Origin of the sequence: Pseudomonas sp. SWRI111, assembly GCF_014268555.1 — a bacterium.
GTDB lineage: Bacteria > Pseudomonadota > Gammaproteobacteria > Pseudomonadales > Pseudomonadaceae > Aquipseudomonas > Aquipseudomonas hamedanensis.
Window position 1 is genome coordinate 80,923 of sequence record NZ_JABWQQ010000015.1, and the last position, 19,622, is coordinate 100,544.

A 19,622-nucleotide genomic window follows, 5' to 3' on the forward strand; every position below is an offset into this window, starting at 1 on the left:
GAAGCCGCGTTATGAATCTGAGTAAGGTCGACCTCAACCTTTTCATCGTCTTCGACGCGATCTACACCGAAGCCAACCTGACCCGCGCCGGGCAGATTGTCGGCATCACGCAGCCGGCGGTGTCGAACGCGCTGGCACGGTTGCGCGAAACCTTCAACGACCCGCTGTTTGTGCGCACGGCCCAAGGCATGGTGCCGACGCCGATGGCGCAGAACATCATCGGCCCGGTGCGCAACGCCCTGTCGCTATTGCGCGTGTCGGTGCAGGAAAGTCGCATTTTCAACCCGGCGCAGGCGGTCAAGACCTACCGCATCAGCATGACCGACCTCACTGAAGCGATAATCCTGCCGCCACTGTTCCAGCGCTTGCGCCGCCTGGCGCCGACGGTGATTATCGAAAGCTTTCTGTCCAAACGTCGGGAAACCACCAAGGAACTGGCGGCCGGGCGTCTGGATTTCGCCGTGGATGCGCCGCTCAACACTGACCCACAGGTGCGCCACGTCAAGCTGATGGACGACCGTTACGTCTGTGCGATGCGCAAGGGCCATCCGATGGCGGGCAAGGACAAACTCAGCCTCGATGACTACCTGTCGCTGACTCACATCCATATTTCCAGCCGCCGCAGCGGTCTGGGTTATGTCGATCTGGCACTGGGCAAAATGGGCATCCAGCGCAAGATCGCCCTGCGCTCGCAGCACTACCTGATGGCCTCGCAAGTGATGCAGCAGACCGACATGGTCATGACCGTACCGGAGCGGTTTGCCCGCCGGCACGAACTGCAGGCGTTCAATTTGCCGGTCAACGACGTGCCGTCGGTGGAGACGCATCTGTACTGGCATGAAAGCACCGACCAGGACCCGGCCAACCGCTGGATGCGCGAACAGATGATCGAGTTGTGCCAGCAGGTGACGGCGCAGGAGAAGAAGCTGGAAAAGGTGTAGGGCTTCAGGCCGCGTTATCGTTCTTCGCGAGCAGGCTCGCTCCCACAGGGGCTTGCGACGTGCACAACACCCATGTGGGAGCGAGCCTGCTCGCGAAGAGGCCATCAACTACACCACAAATCATCCCGCTTGACGTAAACGTAAACCACCGATTAGCTTAGCGCCACGCCCCCTTTCCGAGCGCTTTCATGAGCAGTCAGACTTACAGCATTTCCGACCTCGCCCGCGAGCTGGACATCACCACCCGGGCGATCCGCTTTTATGAAGAGCAAGGCCTGCTCAGTCCTGAGCGTCGTGGCCAGGAACGCATTTACTCACCGCGCGACAAGGTCACGCTGAAACTGATTCTGCGTGGCAAACGCATCGGCTTCTCGCTGGCCGAATGCCGTGAGCTGATCGAGCTTTACGATCCGTCGAGCGGTAACACCAGACAGCTCAACAGCATGCTGGCGAAAATCAGCGAGCGCCGTGAACAGCTTGAGCAACAGTTGCTCGATATCGAACAGATGAAACTGGAGCTCGATACCGCCGAGGAGCGCTGTGTGCAGGCGCTGGAGCAGACGCTCAAGAGCCAGCAGGTGGTCTAGCAAACACCACATCCCCCTGTAGGAGTGAGCCTGCTCGCGATAGCGGTGTATCAGAAAAAAATTGATGACTGACACTCCGCTATCGCGAGCAGGCTCACTCCTACAAAGGGATCTCCACGAATTCAACAGAGCAGGTCCCAGCCATGTCCCTCCCCTCCCAAGTACGCCTGATCGAAGTCGGCCCACGCGATGGCCTGCAGAACGAAGCCCAACCCATCAGCGTGGCCGACAAGGTGCAACTGGTCGATGCCCTGAGCGCTGCTGGCCTGGGCTATATCGAAGTCGGCAGTTTCGTCTCGCCCAAGTGGGTGCCGCAGATGGCCGGGTCGGCCGAGGTTTTCGCGCAGATCCAGCGTAAACCGGGGGTGACCTACGGCGCGCTGGCGCCGAACCTGCGCGGCTTCGAAGATGCCATCGCCGCCGGGGTCAAGGAAGTCGCGGTGTTTGCCGCCGCCTCCGAAGCCTTTTCGCAACGCAACATCAATTGTTCGATCAGCGAAAGCCTGGCGCGCTTCGCACCGATCATGGAAGCCGCCAGACAACACGGCGTTAGCGTGCGTGGTTACGTTTCCTGTGTGTTGGGCTGCCCGTATGAAGGCACGGTCGCGCCGGAGCAAGTGGCGCTGGTCGCGCGCGAGCTGTACGCGATGGGCTGTTACGAGGTGTCGCTGGGCGACACCATCGGCACAGGGACCGCCGGGGCGACTCGACGCCTGTTCGAAGTGGTGTCGGCGCACGTGCCGCGAGACAAGCTCGCCGGGCATTTCCACGACACTTACGGCCAGGCCATGGCCAATATTTACGCCAGCCTGCTCGAAGGCATCGCCGTGTTCGACAGTTCGATCGCCGGCCTCGGCGGTTGCCCTTACGCCAAGGGCGCGAGCGGTAACGTTGCCACCGAGGACGTGGTGTACTTGCTCAACGGCTTGGGGATCGAGACCGGCATCGACCTGGACACCTTGATTATCGCGGGCCAGCAGATCAGCGCCGTGCTCGGCCGGCCCAGCGGCTCGCGGGTGGCCAAGGCGCGCAGCGCACAGTGAGGTGTTACCGCTGCGTCGGCGATGTGGGCAAAAGCGAGTAACACGGAAACAAATTGTCTGGATTGCTCCGACCCGAAAAATTCTGAAAATCCTAAACACTTGATTTATAAGGGTTTTAAAAAGTTGGCACGACACCTGCTATCTCTATCGCATAACAAGAATAAAAAGCCGCAAACCAATAAAAACAAGACGAAACGACTCTGACATAACAAAAACAACACGGCAGAGACGCAGCTAACAGATTTTTTTGGAGAAGGTGTGCTTTTCAGGGTGCTCTCAGGAGTGACCCGCAACCGGGCAGAGAACAATAAAACTACCTTCAGGTAGCTCCCGAATCGGTTGGATCGCTTGGCGAGAAAGCAGATCAGCGCTCAAAAAAATACGTTTGCTCTTGACCCCGGATGGGGGTCGCCAAAAACAGCGGTAAAGGGCCACGGTTGCCAAAAACAACAACAGACCGACCCTCAATAATAAAAAAAGAGCACGCGACGACAAAATTAAAGGGGAGCTTCGGCTCCCCTTTGTGCTTTCTGTAATCCCCGAAATCCCCCCAATTTCCTTGTGGGAGCGGGCTTGCTCGCGAAAGCGGTGTGCCATTCACACTTGCATTGACTGACACACCGCTTTCGCGAGCAAGCCCGCTCCCACATTTGATCTTCTTCAGGCCTGCCTTCCGCGCAGCTCTTCGATACTGATCTCACGCATGCGGAATTTCTGGATCTTGCCCGTCACCGTCATCGGAAACGCTTCAACGAATTTGAAATGCCGCGGCGTCTTGAAGTGCGCGATGCGTTCCTTGCACCAGGCTTGCAGTTCCAGTTCCGAGGCGCTGTGGCCGGGGTGGAATTTGATCCAGGCGACAATTTCTTCGCCATAGCGCGAACACGGAATGCCGATCACCTGGACGTCGGCCACCGCCGGGTGAGTGAAGAAAAACTCCTCCAGCTCACGCGGATAAATATTCTCGCCGCCACGGATGATCATGTCCTTGTTGCGCCCGGCGATATTGACGTAGCCCGCCTCGTTCATGCTCGCCAGGTCGCCGGTGTGCATCCACCCTGCCTCGTCGATGGCTTCAGCGGTGGCCTGCGGGTTGTTCCAGTAACCCAGCATCACGCTGTAGCCGCGGGTGCAGAGTTCGCCGATGGTGCCGCGGGGTACAAGGTTTCCGGCCTCGTCGATGATTTTGCTTTCCAGCTGCGGCTGGGTGCGGCCGACGGTCGTCACGCGCAATTCCAGCTCGTCGTTCGGTCCGGTCTGTAGCGATACCGGGCTGGTTTCGGTCATGCCGTAGGCAATCTGCACTTCGCTCATGTGCATCTCGCGAATGACCCGGCGCATGACTTCTATCGGACACGTGGCGCCGGCCATGATGCCGGTGCGCAGGCTCGACAGATCGAATTCGCCGCGCTGTGGCTGATCGAGCATGGCGATAAACATGGTGGGGACGCCGTACAGGCCCGTGGCCCTTTCCTCGGCGACGGCTTGCAGCGTCAGCAGCGGATCGAATGCATCGTTGGGGTAAATCATCGTGCTGCCATGGGTGATGCTGCCGAGGTTGCCCATGACCATGCCAAAGCAGTGATACAACGGCACCGGGATCATCAGGCGATCGGCGGGGGTCAGGCCGATACTTTCGCCGACCATGAAACCGTTGTTGAGGATGTTGTAGTGACTGAGGGTGGCACCTTTGGGAAAACCGGTGGTGCCGGAGGTGTACTGGATGTTCACCGGTTGATCGAAATGCAGACTGTCGCTGCGTTCGCATAATTGTTGCGGCGAGACACTGCGGGCCAGATCGGCCAGTTGCGACCATGGCAGGAAGCCGGATGGCGGTCGCGCATCGAGACTGATCACCCCGCGCAGGTCCGGCAGGCGTTCGCTGTGCAACTGGCCGATGGGTTGTTCGGCCAGTTCCGGCGCCAGGCCCTGCAGCATTTCGTGATAGTTCGAGGTTTTGAACGCGCCTGCACAGACCAGCCATTGGCAGCCGGACTGCTTGAGCACGTATTCGAGCTCGGAACTGCGGTACGCCGGGTTGATGTTGACCAGGATCACGCCGATTTTCGCCGTGGCGAACTGGCTGATGCACCACTGCGCGCAATTGGGTGCCCAGATGCCGAGGCGGTCACCGGCCTGCAAACCGAGGGCGAGCAAGGCGCGAGCATGCAGGTCCACGGCGTCGCCCAGTTGCCGCCAGGAATAACGCAACTGTTGATGGCGCACCACCAGCGCCTCGCCGTCCGGGTACTGCGCGACGGTCTGATCGAAGCGCTGACCGATGGTCATCGCCAGCAAGGCTTTGTCCTGAGAACCGCGGGTATAGCTGCGCTGCGGTGTTGCACTGGGTTGATCCATGATGACCCCTATTGTCTTTATTAGTGGGTGTATCGAAGTGCCCTTTGTAGGAGTGAGCCTGCTCGCGATAGCGGTGTGTCAGTCGAGGCAAACATCGACTGGTACGACATTATCGCGAGCAGGCTCACTCCTACATGAAGCTCTCCGTTTTCAATCCTGAACTGCCCTCACTCTCGCCCAAGTTGACGCTTACGTAAAGCCGATTGACAGTCTAACTCATGAAGCTTTACGTTAACGTAAAGCTGAACGCCGATTCTCGAGCGCTCCACCCGATAAAAAAGCCAATAGGTGACCCATGAGCTACCCATCCCTGAACTTCGCCCTCGGTGAAACCATCGACATGCTGCGCGATCAGGTTCAGTCCTTTGTCGCCGACCAGATCGCGCCGCGGGCTGCGCAGATCGATCACGACAACCTGTTCCCGGCCGACATGTGGCGCAAATTCGGTGACATGGGCCTGCTCGGCATTACCGTGCCGGAAGAATACGGCGGCGCCGGCCTGGGTTATCTGGCGCACGTGGTGGCGATGGAAGAAATCAGCCGCGGCTCGGCGTCGGTGGCGTTGTCCTACGGCGCGCATTCCAACCTCTGCGTCAACCAGATCAACCGCAACGGCAACCACGAACAAAAGATCAAGTATTTGCCCAAGCTGATCAGCGGCGAGCACGTCGGCGCCCTGGCGATGAGCGAGCCCAACGCCGGTTCCGACGTGGTCTCGATGAAACTGCGCGCGGATAAACGCGGCGACCGTTTCGTGCTCAACGGCAGCAAAACCTGGATCACCAACGGCCCCGACGCCAACACCTACGTGATCTACGCCAAGACCGATCTGGAAAAAGGTCCGCACGGCATCACTGCGTTCATCGTCGAGCGCGACTGGAAAGGCTTCAGCCGCAGCAACAAATTCGACAAGCTCGGCATGCGCGGCTCCAACACGTGCGAGCTGTTTTTCGATGACGTTGAAGTGCCGGAAGAAAACATCCTCGGCGTACTCAACGGCGGCGTGAAAGTGCTGATGAGCGGCCTCGATTACGAGCGCGTGGTGCTCTCGGGTGGCCCGACCGGGATCATGCAGTCGTGCATGGACTTGATCGTGCCGTACATCCACGACCGTAAGCAGTTCGGCCAGAGCATCGGCGAATTCCAGCTGATCCAGGGCAAAGTCGCCGACATGTACACCCAACTCAACGCCAGCCGCGCCTACCTTTACGCCGTTGCCCAGGCCTGCGAGCGCGGCGAAACCACGCGCAAGGACGCCGCCGGGGTGATCCTCTACACCGCCGAACGCGCCACGCAAATGGCCCTCGACGCGATCCAGATTCTCGGCGGCAACGGCTACATCAACGAATTCCCCGCGGGCCGCCTGTTGCGTGACGCCAAGCTGTATGAAATCGGCGCCGGCACCAGCGAAATCCGACGCATGCTGATCGGTCGCGAACTGTTCAACGAAACCCGCTAAACGGAGCTGACCATGGCAACCCTGCACACTCAGCTCAACCCGCGTTCAGCGGAGTTCGCCGCCAACAGCGCGGCGATGCTCAAACAGGTCGACGCCCTGCAGACCCTGCTCGCCCAAGTGGCGCAGGGTGGCGGCGCGAAAGCCCAGGAGCGACACACCTCGCGGGGCAAGTTGCTGCCGCGTGAGCGCATCAATCGCCTGCTCGATCCCGGCTCGCCGTTTCTCGAGATCAGCCAACTCGCCGCTCACGCCGTGTATGGCGAAGAGGTGCCCGCCGCCGGGGTGATCGCCGGGATCGGTCGGGTCGAAGGCGTCGAATGCATGATCGTCGCCAACGACGCGACGGTGAAAGGTGGCTCGTACTACCCGTTGACCGTGAAAAAACACCTGCGCGCGCAGACCATCGCCCAGCAGAATCGCTTGCCATGCATTTATCTGGTGGATTCGGGTGGCGCCAATTTGCCGCGTCAGGACGAGGTGTTTCCGGACCGCGAGCACTTCGGGCGGATCTTTTTCAATCAGGCCAACATGAGCGCCATGGGCATCCCGCAGATTGCCGTGGTCATGGGCTCGTGCACCGCTGGCGGCGCTTATGTGCCGGCGATGGCGGACGAGGCGATCATGGTGCGCAACCAGGCGACGATTTTCCTCGCCGGGCCGCCGCTGGTGAAGGCCGCGACCGGCGAAGTGGTCAGTGCCGAAGACCTGGGCGGTGCCGACGTGCACTGCAAGACCTCCGGGGTGGCCGACCACTACGCCGAGAGTGACGAACACGCCCTCGCCCTCGCCCGCCGCAGTGTCGCCAACCTCAACTGGCGCAAGCTGGGCGAGGTGCAGCAACGCACGCCGATTGCCCCGGCGTATGCCAGCGACGAGTTGTACGGTGTGGTTCCGGCTGACGCCAAGCAGCCGTTCGACGTGCGCGAAGTGATCGCACGGCTGGTCGACGGTTCGCTGTTCGATGAGTTCAAAGCGCTGTTCGGCACCACACTGGTCTGCGGTTTCGCCCATCTGCATGGCTACCCGATCGCGATTCTGGCGAACAACGGCATCCTCTTCGCCGAAGCCGCGCAGAAAGGCGCGCACTTTATCGAACTGGCCTGCCAGCGCGGCATTCCGTTGCTGTTTCTGCAAAACATCACCGGTTTCATGGTCGGGCAGAAATACGAGGCCGGCGGCATCGCCAAGCACGGCGCAAAACTGGTGACCGCGGTGGCGTGCGCCAAGGTGCCGAAATTCACCGTGATCATCGGCGGCAGCTTTGGGGCCGGCAACTACGGCATGTGCGGGCGGGCCTATGATCCGCGTTTCCTGTGGATGTGGCCGAATGCTCGGATCGGCGTGATGGGCGCCGAACAGGCGGCCGGCGTGCTGGTGCAGGTCAAGCGCGAACAGGCCGAGCGCAGCGGTCAGGCGTTCAACGCCGAACAGGAAGCCGAGATCAAACAACCGATCCTTGATCAATACGAAGAACAGGGCCACCCCTACTATTCCAGCGCCCGGCTTTGGGACGACGGCGTCATCGACCCGGCGCAAACCCGCGACGTGCTGGCCCTGGCGTTTTCCGCGTCGTTGAACGCGCCAATCGAACCGAGCCGCTTCGGCGTGTTCCGGATGTGATGCTTTTTTTGTGGGAGCGAGCCTGTGTGGCGAGGGAGCTTGCTCCCGCTCCTGCAAAAACCGTGGAGACGGATGAATATGAGTGATTTCAACACCCTTGAGCTCCAGAGTGACCCACGCGGCTTCGCCACGCTGTGGCTCAACCGCGCCGAGAAGAACAACGCTTTCAACGCCGAAATGATTCGTGAATTGATCCTCGCCCTCGACAAGGTCGCCAGCGATGCCGGCCTGCGTTTCCTGTTGCTGCGTGGGCGCGGCAGGCATTTCAGTGCCGGCGCCGACCTGGCCTGGATGCAGCAATCGGCGGAACTCGATTACAACACCAACCTCGACGACGCCCGTGAACTGGCAGAGCTGATGTACAACCTCGCCAAACTGAAAATCCCCACCGTGGCCGTGGTACAAGGCGCGGCGTTCGGTGGCGCGCTTGGACTGATCAGTTGCTGCGACATGGCCATCGGTGCCGATGATGCGCAGTTCTGCCTGTCGGAAGTGCGCATCGGCCTGGCGCCGGCAGTGATCAGTCCGTTCGTGGTGCAGGCAATCGGCGAACGTGCGGCACGGCGTTATGCGCTGACGGCCGAGCGCTTCGGCGGGCAGCGCGCGCGGGAGATCGGCCTGTTGTCGGAGAGCTATCCGGCTGCAGAACTCGATCAACAGGTCGAACAGTGGATCGACAATTTGCTGCTCAACAGCCCCGCCGCCATGCGCGCCAGCAAAGATCTGCTGCGTGAGGTCGGCAACGGTGCGCTGACCCCGGCCCTGCGCCGCTACACCGAAAATGCCATCGCGCGGATTCGTGTCAGTCCGGAAGGCCAGGAAGGCTTGCGTGCCTTTCTGCAAAAACGCCCGCCGAACTGGCAAGCCGCAACCACTCAGGAGTCGCGTTGATGAGCGCACCCGTGATTACCACCTTGCTGGTGGCCAACCGTGGCGAAATCGCCTGCCGCGTGATGCGCACCGCCAAGGCCCTCGGACTGACCACCGTCGCCGTGCACAGCGCCACCGACCGCGAGGCGCGGCACAGCCGTGAAGCGGATATTCGCGTCGATCTGGGCGGCAGCAAAGCGGCCGACAGTTACCTGCAAATCGACAAACTGATTGCCGCGGCCAAGGCCAGCGGCGCGCAGGCCATTCATCCGGGATACGGTTTTTTGTCCGAGAACGCCGGGTTCGCCCGCGCGATCGAGGCGGCCGGACTGGTGTTCCTCGGTCCGCCCGCCTCGGCCATCGACGCCATGGGCAGCAAGTCCGCCGCAAAAGCCCTGATGGAAACGGCGGGCGTGCCGCTGGTGCCGGGCTACCACGGCGAAGCGCAAGACCTCGAGACCTTCCGTGAGGCGTGTGAGCGCATTGGTTATCCGGTGCTGCTCAAGGCCACGGCCGGCGGCGGCGGTAAAGGCATGAAAGTGGTTGAGCACGTCGGTCAGTTGGCCGAAGCCCTCGCCTCCGCGCAACGTGAAGCGCAATCGTCGTTCGGCGATTCGCGGATGCTGGTGGAAAAGTACCTGCTCAAGCCGCGCCATGTGGAAATCCAGATCTTTGCCGACCAGCACGGTCATTGCCTGTACCTGAACGAGCGCGATTGCTCGATTCAGCGACGCCATCAGAAAGTCGTCGAAGAAGCCCCCGCGCCAGGCCTGACACCTGAGCTGCGGCGAGCGATGGGCGAAGCGGCGGTCCGTTCGGCGCAAGCGATCGGTTACGTCGGCGCCGGCACCGTTGAGTTTTTGCTGGATGCTCGCGGTGAGTTCTTCTTCATGGAGATGAACACGCGGTTGCAGGTTGAGCACCCGGTGACAGAAGCCATTACCGGCCTGGATCTGGTTGCCTGGCAAATCCGCGTTGCCCGTGGCGAGGCGCTGCCGATCACCCAGGCGCAAGTGCCGCTCAACGGGCACGCCATTGAAGTGCGGCTGTATGCCGAAGACCCGGCGAACGACTTTTTGCCGGCGACTGGTCGCCTCGACCTGTACCGCGAATCCGCTGCGGGACCGGGGCGCCGGGTCGACAGCGGCGTTGCCGAAGGTGACGAGATTTCGCCGTTCTACGACCCGATGCTCGGCAAGCTGATTGCCTGGGGCGAGGATCGCGAGCACGCCCGCCTGCGCTTGTTGAGCATGCTTGACGAGTTCGCGATTGGCGGCTTGAAGACCAATATCAACTTCCTGCGCCAGATCATTGCGCACCCGGCGTTTGCTGCCGCTGAGCTGGACACCGGTTTTATCCCGCGTTATCAGGAACAGTTGCTGCCCGTGCCGGGGGCGCTGAGCGATGCTTTCTGGCATACCGCCGCCCAGGCCGTTGCGCAAAGTTTGCCGGCGGACGATACACAGTCGCCGTGGGCGTCAGCCAGTGGTTGGCGTGCCGGGCTGCCCAGCGAGATCACCCTTCACTTGAGCTGTGAGGGCGAGGATCGCGCACTGACCTTGAACGCAGATGGCAACGTAAGGCTTTGCGGGGAAACACTGCTGATCGAACACGACGGCGTTCGTCGCCAGGTACGAGCGATTCGTCGGCATGACGCGGTGTATCTGCAATGGGATGGCCAGTTGCGCCGCATCGAAACGTACGATCCGATCAGCGCCGTGGAAGCTAGCCACAGTCATCAGGGCGGGCTGACCGCGCCGATGAACGGCAGCATCGTCCGCGTGCTGGTCGAGGCAGGACAAACCGTCGAAGCGGGCGCTCAGCTCGTGGTGCTGGAAGCCATGAAAATGGAGCACAGCATTCGTGCGCCCCATGCGGGCGTGGTCAAGGCGCTTTATTGCCAGGAAGGCGAAATGGTCGGCGAAGGCAGCGCGCTGGTGGAACTGCAAGAGCTGTGAACAAGCCGATCGATCCGACGGCAGACGCGGATCGATCGGCCTAGAAACGTGCCGTTGCCTGGACCACGACACCGAGTATCCGGCACTCGTCGGTGAACAGCGCTTTCGGCCAGGTCGGGTTGAGCGGCACCAGGTAACGCTGGCCGCCCTCTTCATCGAGTTTGCGAAAAATCGCTTCGTCGCTGTCGGGCCACTGCGCGATGACCAGTTTGCCCGGCACCGCCTCCGCTGCCGGATCGACCAGAATCAACATCCCTTCGGCCACGCTCGGGCCGCTGGGTGCCGTCATTGAATCGCCGGCCACCGTCAGCCAGAACGCGGCGCCACGGGCGTGGTAATCCGTCAGTTCGAACCTTTGCTTGCCTGAGGCGGGCGCATAGGCGGTCTGATCGCTCTCGCGCGCTTCGCACGGGGTACGCCAATCACTTACCGGGTAGCGGAAGTACGGGTTGTACTTTTGCGCCAGCGGCATTTCGTCCGCAGGCGTCAGCTGCGGCTCGCGGATCACCAGCTCCACTTCCAGAAATTCCATGCCCAGCGCTTGCAGCACACGGTTCATTTGCGTAATGCCCGGCTCGCGACGTTTGTTCAGCCAATGGCCGATGCCGCCCTGGGACATGCCGACGCGCTCTCCGAGCTCTGTTTGAGTGATTTTGAGCTCACTCATTTTGGCCTTGACCAACTCAATCCATTTATCCATGTGCGGCACCTTACGCGGGAGCCTGCGGCCCGCAAAACACATATTGTAGTATTAAAATTCAAGTCACAATTACGGATTGTACTATCCTCAGCGGACGGACTTTCAATCCAACACGGAGTGGCCCCTCACGATGAACATCAACAGCAAAGACCTGCCCGATCTGCAAATGGACACCACCTTCACCTCGCCCCAAGGCACCGCCGCGGCCCAGCGAGCGCTCGACTATTACTTGAAACCAACTGTTTCAGAACCCCAGGCCGATGAGCGTTTTTTCGATGTCAGGCGCCACCTCAGCGGCGAGGAAGCCCTGGTGCATGCCTCGGATCTGTTGCGCTGCGCCGCGGCGACAGCCTTCAAAGCCGCTGAAAACCTGCAAGGCGCGAGTCGCGATCTGGCGTTCTCGGTGGTGCACATGGTGGATATGGCGCGGGCGATGGTTGACCACTCGCTTGACGGCGATGAGGCCTGAGCCATGAAAGCTCAAACGGACAGGAAAGAATTTCCCAATCGCGCAGATAAAAACATTTGACTTGCAAATGATAATGATTATTATTGCAAGCAGCTGGTCGCGAGATCAGTCGATAGACCAGAGACCTTAGGTCGGTCTTCTGGACTATCTCCTCATCAGGCTAATCACGGTTTTTGACCCGGCTTTTTGCCGGGTCTTTTTTTGCCCGTTTTTCGGGCTTGTGTCTTCAGGCTAATGAAGTCTTTGGGTGCTGCAAATTCGATGGCGCGGATAATATCAAAAGAATATTGGTTGGCAAGCCGAGCCCGGCCACATTGGGGCAAACTAACGACAATTAGCACTTGAGAATCAATCGCACAGTCTCTAAGCTGCCTTCGCGTCATGGAGGACGCCCCCCGCCACAAACCCCGCGATTCCCCTCGGTTTCACCGCTGTCTTGCGTGTAAAGTAGCCGCCATAAAAATCATATTCAGGATTCGATTATGACTGTGGCCAAATCTTCATTCGATATCAGCGCCAACTTCGACAGCGGCAATATCCAAGTCATCGACATCAGTAATCCGCTCAATCCGGTGCTGGCCATCCGCCCGGATACACGCAGCGCGCATTTTCAGTGGTTCCACTTCAAGGCCAGCGGCCTGCATGTTCATCAGGAACACTGGTTTCGCCTGGTCAATGCCAGCCAATCGACCTACAGCAAAGGCTGGCCGGGCTATCAAGCGGTGGCGTCGTACGATCACGTCAACTGGTTCCGCATCCCCACCAGTTTTGAAGGCGACAGCCTGCGCTTTTGCCTCGAAGCCGAGCAAACCCACGCCTGGTTCGCCTATTTCGAACCTTACAGCCGTGGCCGTCACGATTGGCTGATCGGGCAAGCGCTGAGCAAGGCTGGCACCGAACTGCTGGCGACCGGCAAAAGCGTCGAAGGTCGTGATATTCAGTTGCTGCGCAAAGGCAGCGGTGCCGAAGGCCAGCGCAAGATCTGGATCATCGCCCAGCAGCATCCGGGCGAGCACATGGCTGAATGGTTCATGGAAGGCGTGATTGAGCGCCTGGAACGTCAGGACGATCCGCTGCTGAACAAACTCCTGGCCAGCGCCGATCTATATCTGGTGCCGAACATGAACCCGGACGGCGCCTTCCACGGGCATCTGCGCACCAACGCCATGGGCCAGGACTTGAACCGTGCCTGGCAGAGCGCCAGTCAGGAAATCAGCCCGGAAGTGCTTTTCGTCCAGCAACAGATGGAAAAATATGGCGTCGATGCGTTTATCGACGTACATGGCGACGAAACCATTCCTCACGTGTTCACCGCCGGCTGTGAAGGCAACCCTGGCTTTACGCCGCGCATCGAAAAGCTCGAAGAGCATTTCCGCAGTCACCTGAAGCACACCACCAAAGACTTCCAGACCACCTACGGCTACACCCGTGACGAACCGGGTCAGGCCAACATGACACTGGCCTGCAACAGCGTCGGGCAGAAATACGACTGCCTGTCGCTGACGCTGGAGATGCCGTTCAAGGACCACGACGACCACCCGGACAAGCTCACCGGCTGGTCGGGCAAACGTTCGAAGCAATTGGGCAAAGACGTGCTGACCACTCTCGCCGACATGGTCGATACCCTGCGCTGATCGCCCTCCCCTGTAATGACAAAAGATCGCAGCCCGCCTGCGATCTTTTGCTTTGAGGGTCAGCCGCGATCGCGCCCGCGCAACATGCTCTCGAGCACCTCATCACGGCGCACCCAGCCATGAAACAGTGCCGCCGCCAGGTGCACCAGTACCGTCAGAAACAGCAGATAGGCCAGATAACCGTGGGCCTTGCGCAACAACGCAAACAGCTGTGCATCGGCCGGCACGATTGACGGCAAATGCACTGAGGCGCTGAGCATCACCGGCTCGCCCGAAGCGCTGATCATCGCCCAGCCGAGCAGCGGCAACACCAGCATCAACGCATACAACAAGACATGGGAGCCCTTGGCTGCCAGCACTTGCCAGCCCGGCAGATCATCGGGCAGCGGCGGCTGGCGCGTGGACCAACGCACCAGCAGGCGCACGATCACCAGCGCCAGAATCGCGATACCCAAGGGCTTGTGCAGATGGATCAGCCACTCATGGCGAGACGACACCGAAGTGACCATCCCGGCGCCGATAAACAGCATGGCGATGATCATCAGCGCCATCAGCCAGTGCAACAGGCGCGCCAGCAAGGCGAAATGAGTCGGTTGAGCGCTCATGGACGAGCCTCCTGTTTGGCCGCGGGCAACTGGCTGACTTCGCTGGTGCGACGCAGGTAGGAATCGGCGTAGCCGGCGGAACGCGCGGCAAGCAATGGATCGTCGGAACCTTGAATGCCGGCCGGCAGCACCAGCGGGTCATAGTTGATGTCGCGGCACTCACCACTGAGCTGCGGCTGGGTTTTCTCCAGCACCAGCGTACCGGCGTTCAGCACCTTGCGCCCGACGGGCCAGGATTTGCTGGCATCGTTTACCGGATCGTCGGCATTGGCCAGGGTGATGTTCAACTGGAAGCGCAATGGTGCAGCGGCCAAGCGTTGCACCAGATCCTTTTCCAGAAAGTCCGCGCCTTCAGGGGCGGTGGCCCCTGCCGCGTCCTGCGCCAGTGGCGTCATGCTCCAGCGCACTGCCTGCTTTTTACCGCTGGCGTCGACCAGGTAAAACGCATTGACGCTGTTATAGGTTTCAGTGGCGTAACTGGCCGACGGCTTGGCGGTCTTCACCCACGTCAGGAACGGCACGGCTTCCGGGTGCGCAGCAAAGAATGCCGGGACCTTCGTCGGGTCGGGCTTGCCGGTGGCCGGATCCGGTGACTGCGCCTGCTGCAATTGGTAGAACGCTTCGGGAGTGGCCACCGGGAACACCGGCATGCTGTTCATCCCGGTGCGCCATTGCTGGCCGTCCGCCTGAGTGAAGCGCAGCGCCAGACTGCGGATCGGCACGGCGCTATCCGGCGCATACGGGTTGCCCGCCGGCAAGGCGAAGCGCCCGACCACCGGCGTCTGCGGTTGATTAAACACCTGCGCAGTAGAAAACGCCCGGGCCTCGCCACTGCTCTCGAAATGGCCGATCACGCAGACGCCCTTGGCGTGGTTGCGCCGAAAACCTTGATGCACGCCGTTGTTCTTTTCCAGCACATCGACCAGCGCCTTGGGCGTCAATCGCTGTGGGTCGAAGTTGCCATGCACGTAGGCCATCGCCCCGGCCACGGCGGCGACTACCACGGCAATGCCGCCCAGACGCAAAACCAGACTCGCGGCACTCAATGGCCGGCGCGGTGGCCTGCCGGGCGGTGCGGTGTTGGGAGACGAGCGATCAACCATGAAACTCTCCAGGCCAACGGCCATAGGTAGGAAGAATCAGCAAGACGCGCGCCGTCGGGGTTTATTCCATGGCGCAGTGTTTATTTTTCCGAACGTGGAATAACCTCCAGTGACGGACGTCTTCCTAGTCCACAGCGTAGTGACTAGTAGAATTTCATGAGCGAATTCGACGAACAGTTGAGAGAAATCATTCCGCGGCTGCGCCGCTTTGCCGTGTCCCTGACGCGCAAAAGCAGCAGTGCCGACGATCTGGTCCAGGCCAGCCTTGAACGGGCGCTGTCAGCGTGGGGCGGCAAACGCACCGACGGCGATTTGCGCGCCTGGCTGTTTGCGATCCTCTACCGGCAATTTCTCGATGCCCATCGCCGCGCTCGGCGCTATGCGCGAATGCTCGAGTTCTTCACCGGGCGCGACGACGCCGAACCGTCGGTAGAGCGCACCGTTATCGCCCGCTCGACCCTGCAAGCTTTCGATCGCTTGCCCACCGAACAACGCGCCCTGCTACTGATGGTGTCGGTGGAAGGCCTTGCCTATAAAGAGGTCGCCGAGATCCTCGGCGTCCCGACCGGCACCGTGATGTCGCGCCTGTCCCGCGCCCGCCAGGCCTTGCGCCAACTCAGCGACGGCGAAATCAGCAGCCCTTCTTTGCGGATACTCAAATGATCAGCCTGCCTCCCAGCGAGCATGACTTGCACGCCTACGTCGACCACCAGCTCAGCGACGCCGACCGGCGCACGCTGCAAACCTGGCTGGCCAGCCACCCCGAGGAAGCGGCGCAAGTGCGCGCCTGGCAGCAGGATGCCCAACAGTTGCGTGCAGCCCTCAGTGGCGCGTTGCAGCAACCGGCCAACCCGGCGCTGGATCCGGCGCTGATCCGCCAGCGCCGCCGGCACCAGTCCCGACGCCATCTGGCCAGCGCGGCCGTGTTGCTGATCGCGGTCGGCATCGGCGGTTTCAGTGGTTGGCAGGCCAGGGAAATGACCCTGGCGCGCCCTTCCCCGTTACCGATGACCGACGCCTTGCAAGCCTATCGGTTGATTGCCCAGCAGGGCATCTTGCCGGCCGACTATCAAGTCGACGACGACGGCGACATGCAGCATTGGCTCGACCGCTACTTCAAGCAGGCCGGGCGCTTGCCGGATCTCAAAGCCGCCGGGTTCGAGCCGGTCAGCGGGCGTTTGCTGAGCACCGACGAAGGTCCGGCGGCGATGGTGATGTATGAGGATGGCAGTGGCCATAAAGTGAGTTTTTACGTGCGCCCGCCGGGGCCGAAGAATACGTTCCTGCCGCGGGGCAGTCGCAACGATGGCGATTTGCAGGCTGACTATTGGTCCGGTGCCGGCTACAACTATGCGCTGGTCAGCCCGACGGACTCGCCGGCGGCGCAGTTGCTCAAGCAATCACCACCGTTCTGAAATACCACCCTGCACTCGTCAGCTTCTACATTCGGGATCGTGCATATTTCATGGAGCTGGCGCCCGAGCTCTGGTTAAACTGGGACCGCCGCGCTCCCGGTGGAGCCGGCCCAATCAACCAGGAGTCTGCCCCGCGTGCCCGCCCGACCGACCAGACGATCACGATTGAGCCAACGCTGGCCGGTGTTGCAGCGCTTGTTCGGCAAGGGCCTGGCCGCCAGCGCGGCGCCTGATGGCAATGCCCGGTCGATCCGCGAATATTTCCGCGACAAGGCCCACCAGCAGGGTTACACCCTCAGCCGCAGCCAGCAGCAGGTGATTGACTGCATGGCGCAGCAGGCCAGTATTTTGCTCGACAGCCGCGCGCGCACGCCGCCCGGCCTGTATCTGTACGGCCCGGTCGGGCGCGGCAAGAGCTGGCTGCTCGACGGTTTTTTTCAGGCACTGCCGATCACCCGCAAACGCCGCCTGCATTTCCATCAGTTCTTCGCCCAATTGCATCAGGACATGTTCCGCCACCGTCAGTTGGAGGACGCGCTGGAGGTCACGCTCGACGAATGGCTGCAAGACTGCCAGGTCCTGTGTTTCGATGAGTTTCATGTCCACGATATCGGCGACGCGATGCTCATCAGCCGCCTGTTCAAGGCATTGTTCAAGCGCCGGATCGTGCTGTTACTGACGTCCAACTACGCGCCGGAAGGGCTGCTGCCCAATCCGCTTTATCACGCCCGCTTCAAGCCGGTGATCGAACTGATCAATGCGCGTATGCAGGTGATGGAGGTGGGTGGTCCTCACGACTATCGCAGCCAGGCCCGGCGCCATACGCATCAGCGGTTCACCCAGGGACATTACGTCTGGCCCGCTACGCCGGCCCAACGCCAGGCCCTGAACGTGCCGCCCCGCACCGCGCCGGCCCTGACGCTCGCGGTTGGCACCCGCCACTTGCAGGCGCGCTTGTGCGAAGAGCGTCGGGTCGGTTTTACCTTCGGCGATCTGTGTGAACAGCCGACGGCCGTCATGGATTACCTGCAGCTGTGCCAGCGTTTCGATCAGTGGATCATCGATGACTTGCCGGCACTGGATGACTGCCCCATCGCTGTGCAGCAGCGCTTCATCAACCTGATCGACGTGCTTTACGATCAGGACAAACACCTGACTTTGCTTGGCCGATTGCCGTTGTGCCAGAGCCTGGCAGGCAACGCCATCGACCTGGCGCGCACGCGCAGTCGGTTGGGGCAATTGCAGGAAGTCCACGAAGCCGACTGAGATTTTGAACCCTGTGAGAGCGAGCCCTGTGGGAGCGAGCCTGCTCGCGAAGCGGTGTATCAGTCACATCAGTCTTGATTGAAATTACGCCTTCGCGAGCAGGCTCGCTCCCACAAGGTGCCGTGCAATTTCAAACCTCATTCAATCCGTCATTCGCTTTGCCGTTATCATGTCGCCCATCCCCAGCGCCCAGGCGCCGTTCCACTGATCAATAGCGAACCTCACCATGCACACCCTTGCTCAATTGCGCGCCGGCGAGCTGTCAGGCATTACGCGGCTGGATCTGTCCGGCGGTCTGACCGAATTCCCGCGCGAGATTTTCGATCTGGCTGACACGCTGGAGGTGCTCAACCTCAGCGGCAACGCCCTGGATCGCCTGCCGGATGACCTGCATCGACTGACTCGCCTGCGCGTGCTGTTCTGCTCGGACAACCTGTTCACCGAACTGCCCGCGTGCCTGGGCCGGTGTACGGCGCTGACGATGATCGGCTTCAAGGCCAACCGCATCGTCAACGTTCCCGCAGCCGCCCTGCCCCCGCTGCTGCGCTGGCTGATCCTGACCGATAACTGCATCGAGACCCTGCCGAGCGAACTCGGTGAACGGCCTCACTTGCAAAAACTGATGCTCTCGGGAAACCGCCTACAAGCGCTGCCCTCGTCGCTGAGTCGTTGCCTGCGTCTGGAACTGATCCGCATTGCGGCCAACCGCCTCACCGAGCTGCCGCACTGGCTGCTGACCTTGCCGAGCCTGACGTGGCTGGCCTACGCCGGTAATCCGCTGGAAACCGAAGCTGACGCCGCCGCCCTTGAAGCCACACCGCGCATCGACTGGGCGGCGCTGCGCCTCGAACAACAGTTGGGCGAAGGCGCGTCCGGGGTGATTTCCCGGGCGCAGTGGCAGCGCGGTGATGGCGTTTCAGTCCCGGTGGCGGTGAAACTCTACAAAGGCCAAATGACCAGTGACGGCTCGCCGCTGCACGAGATGAACGCCTGCATCACCGCAGGTCGGCACCCGAACCTGATCCGGGTCGAAGGGCGCATCGTCGGCCATCCCGATGGGCAGCAAGGGCTGGTGATGCAGCTGATTGATCCGAGTTATCGCAACCTCGCCGGACTGCCCAGCCTCGCGTCTTGTTCGCGCGATGTTTACGCTGACGACCTGCGCTTGAACACCGGCGTCGCCTTGCGCATTGCCAAGGGCATCGCCTCGGCAGCGGGACACTTGCACGCGCAAGGCATCACCCACGGCGATCTCTACGGGCACAACATTTTGATCAACGATCAGGGCGATTGCCTGCTTGGGGATTTTGGTGCGGCGTCGTTTCACGCCACCGCAGACAGCCCGCAAAGCCGTGCCTTGCAACGCCTTGAAGTGCGCGCGTTCGGTGTACTGCTGGGGGAATTGCTGGCGCGCATCGACGCGGGGCTCAGTGTCGAGCGGCGTGTGGCGCTGGAGGAACTGGAGCGGCGCTGCTGTCAGGCGGATGTGCTGGGGCGGCCGGATTTCAGCGAAATCAGCGAGGTGTTAGAGGGTCTGTGACCGCTGCGCGGTCATTCGCGAGCAGGCTCGCTCCCACAGTTGAAATACCTTCCA

General features: G+C 61.2%; 17 protein-coding genes. 13 read left to right on the plus strand and 4 right to left on the minus strand.

Features of this window, described 5'->3' with window-relative positions:
• Positions 1 to 11 precede the first annotated feature (11 nt).
• From HU755_RS17925 to HU755_RS17935, 3 genes are all read left to right on the plus strand, one after another.
• Entirely contained in the window at positions 12 to 941 is a 930-nt protein-coding gene (locus HU755_RS17925; protein ID WP_186635016.1) for a LysR family transcriptional regulator, read from the plus strand.
• A 188-nt stretch (positions 942 to 1,129) separates the two neighbouring features.
• Positions 1,130 to 1,528 carry a MerR family DNA-binding transcriptional regulator gene (locus HU755_RS17930; RefSeq protein WP_186549906.1) on the plus strand — a complete coding sequence of 133 codons (399 nt, stop codon included), beginning with the start codon at positions 1,130 to 1,132 and terminating at the stop codon, positions 1,526 to 1,528.
• Positions 1,529 to 1,671: 143 nt separating this feature from the next.
• A complete protein-coding gene (locus tag HU755_RS17935; protein ID WP_186635019.1) occupies positions 1,672 to 2,571 on the plus strand; it encodes a hydroxymethylglutaryl-CoA lyase in 900 nt (299 codons plus the stop codon).
• Positions 2,572 to 3,231: 660 nt separating this feature from the next.
• On the opposite strand, the gene HU755_RS17940 is transcribed toward HU755_RS17935, so the two are convergent.
• On the minus strand, positions 3,232 to 4,929 hold the full coding sequence (locus HU755_RS17940) for an AMP-binding protein (protein WP_186635022.1): 1,698 nt from the start codon (positions 4,927 to 4,929) through the stop codon (positions 3,232 to 3,234).
• A gap of 295 nt (positions 4,930 to 5,224) precedes the next feature.
• Between HU755_RS17940 and HU755_RS17945 the strand changes: the two genes are divergently transcribed.
• From HU755_RS17945 to HU755_RS17960, 4 genes are all read left to right on the plus strand, one after another.
• Positions 5,225 to 6,388 carry an isovaleryl-CoA dehydrogenase gene (locus HU755_RS17945; RefSeq protein WP_186635025.1) on the plus strand — a complete coding sequence of 388 codons (1,164 nt, stop codon included), beginning with the start codon at positions 5,225 to 5,227 and terminating at the stop codon, positions 6,386 to 6,388.
• Between the two features lie 12 nt (positions 6,389 to 6,400).
• Positions 6,401 to 8,008 (plus strand): carboxyl transferase domain-containing protein, encoded by a 1,608-nt coding sequence (locus HU755_RS17950; protein ID WP_186635029.1) that lies wholly within the window; start codon positions 6,401 to 6,403, stop codon positions 8,006 to 8,008.
• A gap of 78 nt (positions 8,009 to 8,086) precedes the next feature.
• Positions 8,087 to 8,899, plus strand: a complete 813-nt coding sequence (locus HU755_RS17955; protein WP_186635032.1) for a gamma-carboxygeranoyl-CoA hydratase — start codon at positions 8,087 to 8,089, stop codon at positions 8,897 to 8,899.
• Entirely contained in the window at positions 8,899 to 10,836 is a 1,938-nt protein-coding gene (locus HU755_RS17960; RefSeq protein ID WP_186635035.1) for an acetyl/propionyl/methylcrotonyl-CoA carboxylase subunit alpha, read from the plus strand. The genes HU755_RS17955 and HU755_RS17960 overlap by 1 nt, the downstream gene beginning before the upstream one ends.
• A 40-nt stretch (positions 10,837 to 10,876) precedes the next feature.
• Here HU755_RS17960 and HU755_RS17965 read toward each other — a convergent pair whose 3' ends face one another.
• The gene (locus tag HU755_RS17965; RefSeq protein WP_186635038.1) at positions 10,877 to 11,536 is read right to left on the minus strand and encodes a LexA family transcriptional regulator; all 660 of its coding nucleotides are present in this window, start codon (positions 11,534 to 11,536) and stop codon (positions 10,877 to 10,879) included.
• A 130-nt stretch (positions 11,537 to 11,666) separates the two neighbouring features.
• On the opposite strand from HU755_RS17965, the gene HU755_RS17970 reads away from it, so the two are divergent.
• Together HU755_RS17970 and HU755_RS17975 are read left to right on the plus strand one after the other, a co-directional pair.
• Complete coding sequence (locus HU755_RS17970; protein ID WP_186549890.1) at positions 11,667 to 12,005, plus strand: DUF3077 domain-containing protein; 339 nt, start codon at positions 11,667 to 11,669, stop codon at positions 12,003 to 12,005.
• 482 nt (positions 12,006 to 12,487) lie between these two features.
• Complete coding sequence (locus tag HU755_RS17975) at positions 12,488 to 13,639, plus strand: carboxypeptidase family protein (protein ID WP_186549888.1); 1,152 nt, start codon at positions 12,488 to 12,490, stop codon at positions 13,637 to 13,639.
• A 59-nt stretch (positions 13,640 to 13,698) separates the two neighbouring features.
• Here HU755_RS17975 and HU755_RS17980 read toward each other — a convergent pair whose 3' ends face one another.
• Positions 13,699 to 14,244 (minus strand): cytochrome b, encoded by a 546-nt coding sequence (locus HU755_RS17980; RefSeq protein WP_186635040.1) that lies wholly within the window; start codon positions 14,242 to 14,244, stop codon positions 13,699 to 13,701.
• Positions 14,241 to 15,347, minus strand: coding sequence for a catalase family peroxidase (locus HU755_RS17985; RefSeq protein WP_186635043.1), 1,107 nt, complete (start codon positions 15,345 to 15,347; stop codon positions 14,241 to 14,243). The genes HU755_RS17980 and HU755_RS17985 overlap by 4 nt, the downstream gene beginning before the upstream one ends.
• Before the next feature lie 156 nt (positions 15,348 to 15,503).
• Here HU755_RS17985 and HU755_RS17990 point away from each other — a divergent pair, with 156 nt between their 5' ends.
• The 4 genes from HU755_RS17990 (at position 15,504) to HU755_RS18005 (ending at position 19,568) form a co-directional block, all read left to right on the plus strand.
• The gene (locus tag HU755_RS17990; RefSeq protein WP_186635046.1) at positions 15,504 to 16,010 is read left to right on the plus strand and encodes a sigma-70 family RNA polymerase sigma factor; all 507 of its coding nucleotides are present in this window, start codon (positions 15,504 to 15,506) and stop codon (positions 16,008 to 16,010) included.
• Positions 16,007 to 16,762, plus strand: a complete 756-nt coding sequence (locus HU755_RS17995) for an anti-sigma factor (RefSeq protein WP_186635049.1) — start codon at positions 16,007 to 16,009, stop codon at positions 16,760 to 16,762. The genes HU755_RS17990 and HU755_RS17995 overlap by 4 nt, the downstream gene beginning before the upstream one ends.
• A gap of 135 nt (positions 16,763 to 16,897) precedes the next feature.
• Positions 16,898 to 18,028 (plus strand): cell division protein ZapE, encoded by a 1,131-nt coding sequence (gene zapE, locus HU755_RS18000; RefSeq protein ID WP_186635053.1) that lies wholly within the window; start codon positions 16,898 to 16,900, stop codon positions 18,026 to 18,028.
• Between the two features lie 226 nt (positions 18,029 to 18,254).
• Positions 18,255 to 19,568 carry a leucine-rich repeat-containing protein kinase family protein gene (locus HU755_RS18005; RefSeq protein ID WP_186635057.1) on the plus strand — a complete coding sequence of 438 codons (1,314 nt, stop codon included), beginning with the start codon at positions 18,255 to 18,257 and terminating at the stop codon, positions 19,566 to 19,568.
• The last annotated feature ends 54 nt before the right edge of the window (positions 19,569 to 19,622 follow it).

Coding starts and splice junctions, on each gene's coding strand:
- HU755_RS17925 (WP_186635016.1), top strand. CDS start 12: ATGAATCTGAGTAAGGTCGACCTCAACCTTTTCATCGTCTTCGACGCG.
- HU755_RS17930 (WP_186549906.1), top strand. CDS start 1,130: ATGAGCAGTCAGACTTACAGCATTTCCGACCTCGCCCGCGAGCTGGAC.
- HU755_RS17935 (WP_186635019.1), top strand. CDS start 1,672: ATGTCCCTCCCCTCCCAAGTACGCCTGATCGAAGTCGGCCCACGCGAT.
- HU755_RS17940 (WP_186635022.1), bottom strand. CDS start 4,929: ATGGATCAACCCAGTGCAACACCGCAGCGCAGCTATACCCGCGGTTCT.
- HU755_RS17945 (WP_186635025.1), top strand. CDS start 5,225: ATGAGCTACCCATCCCTGAACTTCGCCCTCGGTGAAACCATCGACATG.
- HU755_RS17950 (WP_186635029.1), top strand. CDS start 6,401: ATGGCAACCCTGCACACTCAGCTCAACCCGCGTTCAGCGGAGTTCGCC.
- HU755_RS17955 (WP_186635032.1), top strand. CDS start 8,087: ATGAGTGATTTCAACACCCTTGAGCTCCAGAGTGACCCACGCGGCTTC.
- HU755_RS17960 (WP_186635035.1), top strand. CDS start 8,899: ATGAGCGCACCCGTGATTACCACCTTGCTGGTGGCCAACCGTGGCGAA.
- HU755_RS17965 (WP_186635038.1), bottom strand. CDS start 11,536: ATGGATAAATGGATTGAGTTGGTCAAGGCCAAAATGAGTGAGCTCAAA.
- HU755_RS17970 (WP_186549890.1), top strand. CDS start 11,667: ATGAACATCAACAGCAAAGACCTGCCCGATCTGCAAATGGACACCACC.
- HU755_RS17975 (WP_186549888.1), top strand. CDS start 12,488: ATGACTGTGGCCAAATCTTCATTCGATATCAGCGCCAACTTCGACAGC.
- HU755_RS17980 (WP_186635040.1), bottom strand. CDS start 14,244: ATGAGCGCTCAACCGACTCATTTCGCCTTGCTGGCGCGCCTGTTGCAC.
- HU755_RS17985 (WP_186635043.1), bottom strand. CDS start 15,347: ATGGTTGATCGCTCGTCTCCCAACACCGCACCGCCCGGCAGGCCACCG.
- HU755_RS17990 (WP_186635046.1), top strand. CDS start 15,504: ATGAGCGAATTCGACGAACAGTTGAGAGAAATCATTCCGCGGCTGCGC.
- HU755_RS17995 (WP_186635049.1), top strand. CDS start 16,007: ATGATCAGCCTGCCTCCCAGCGAGCATGACTTGCACGCCTACGTCGAC.
- HU755_RS18005 (WP_186635057.1), top strand. CDS start 18,255: ATGCACACCCTTGCTCAATTGCGCGCCGGCGAGCTGTCAGGCATTACG.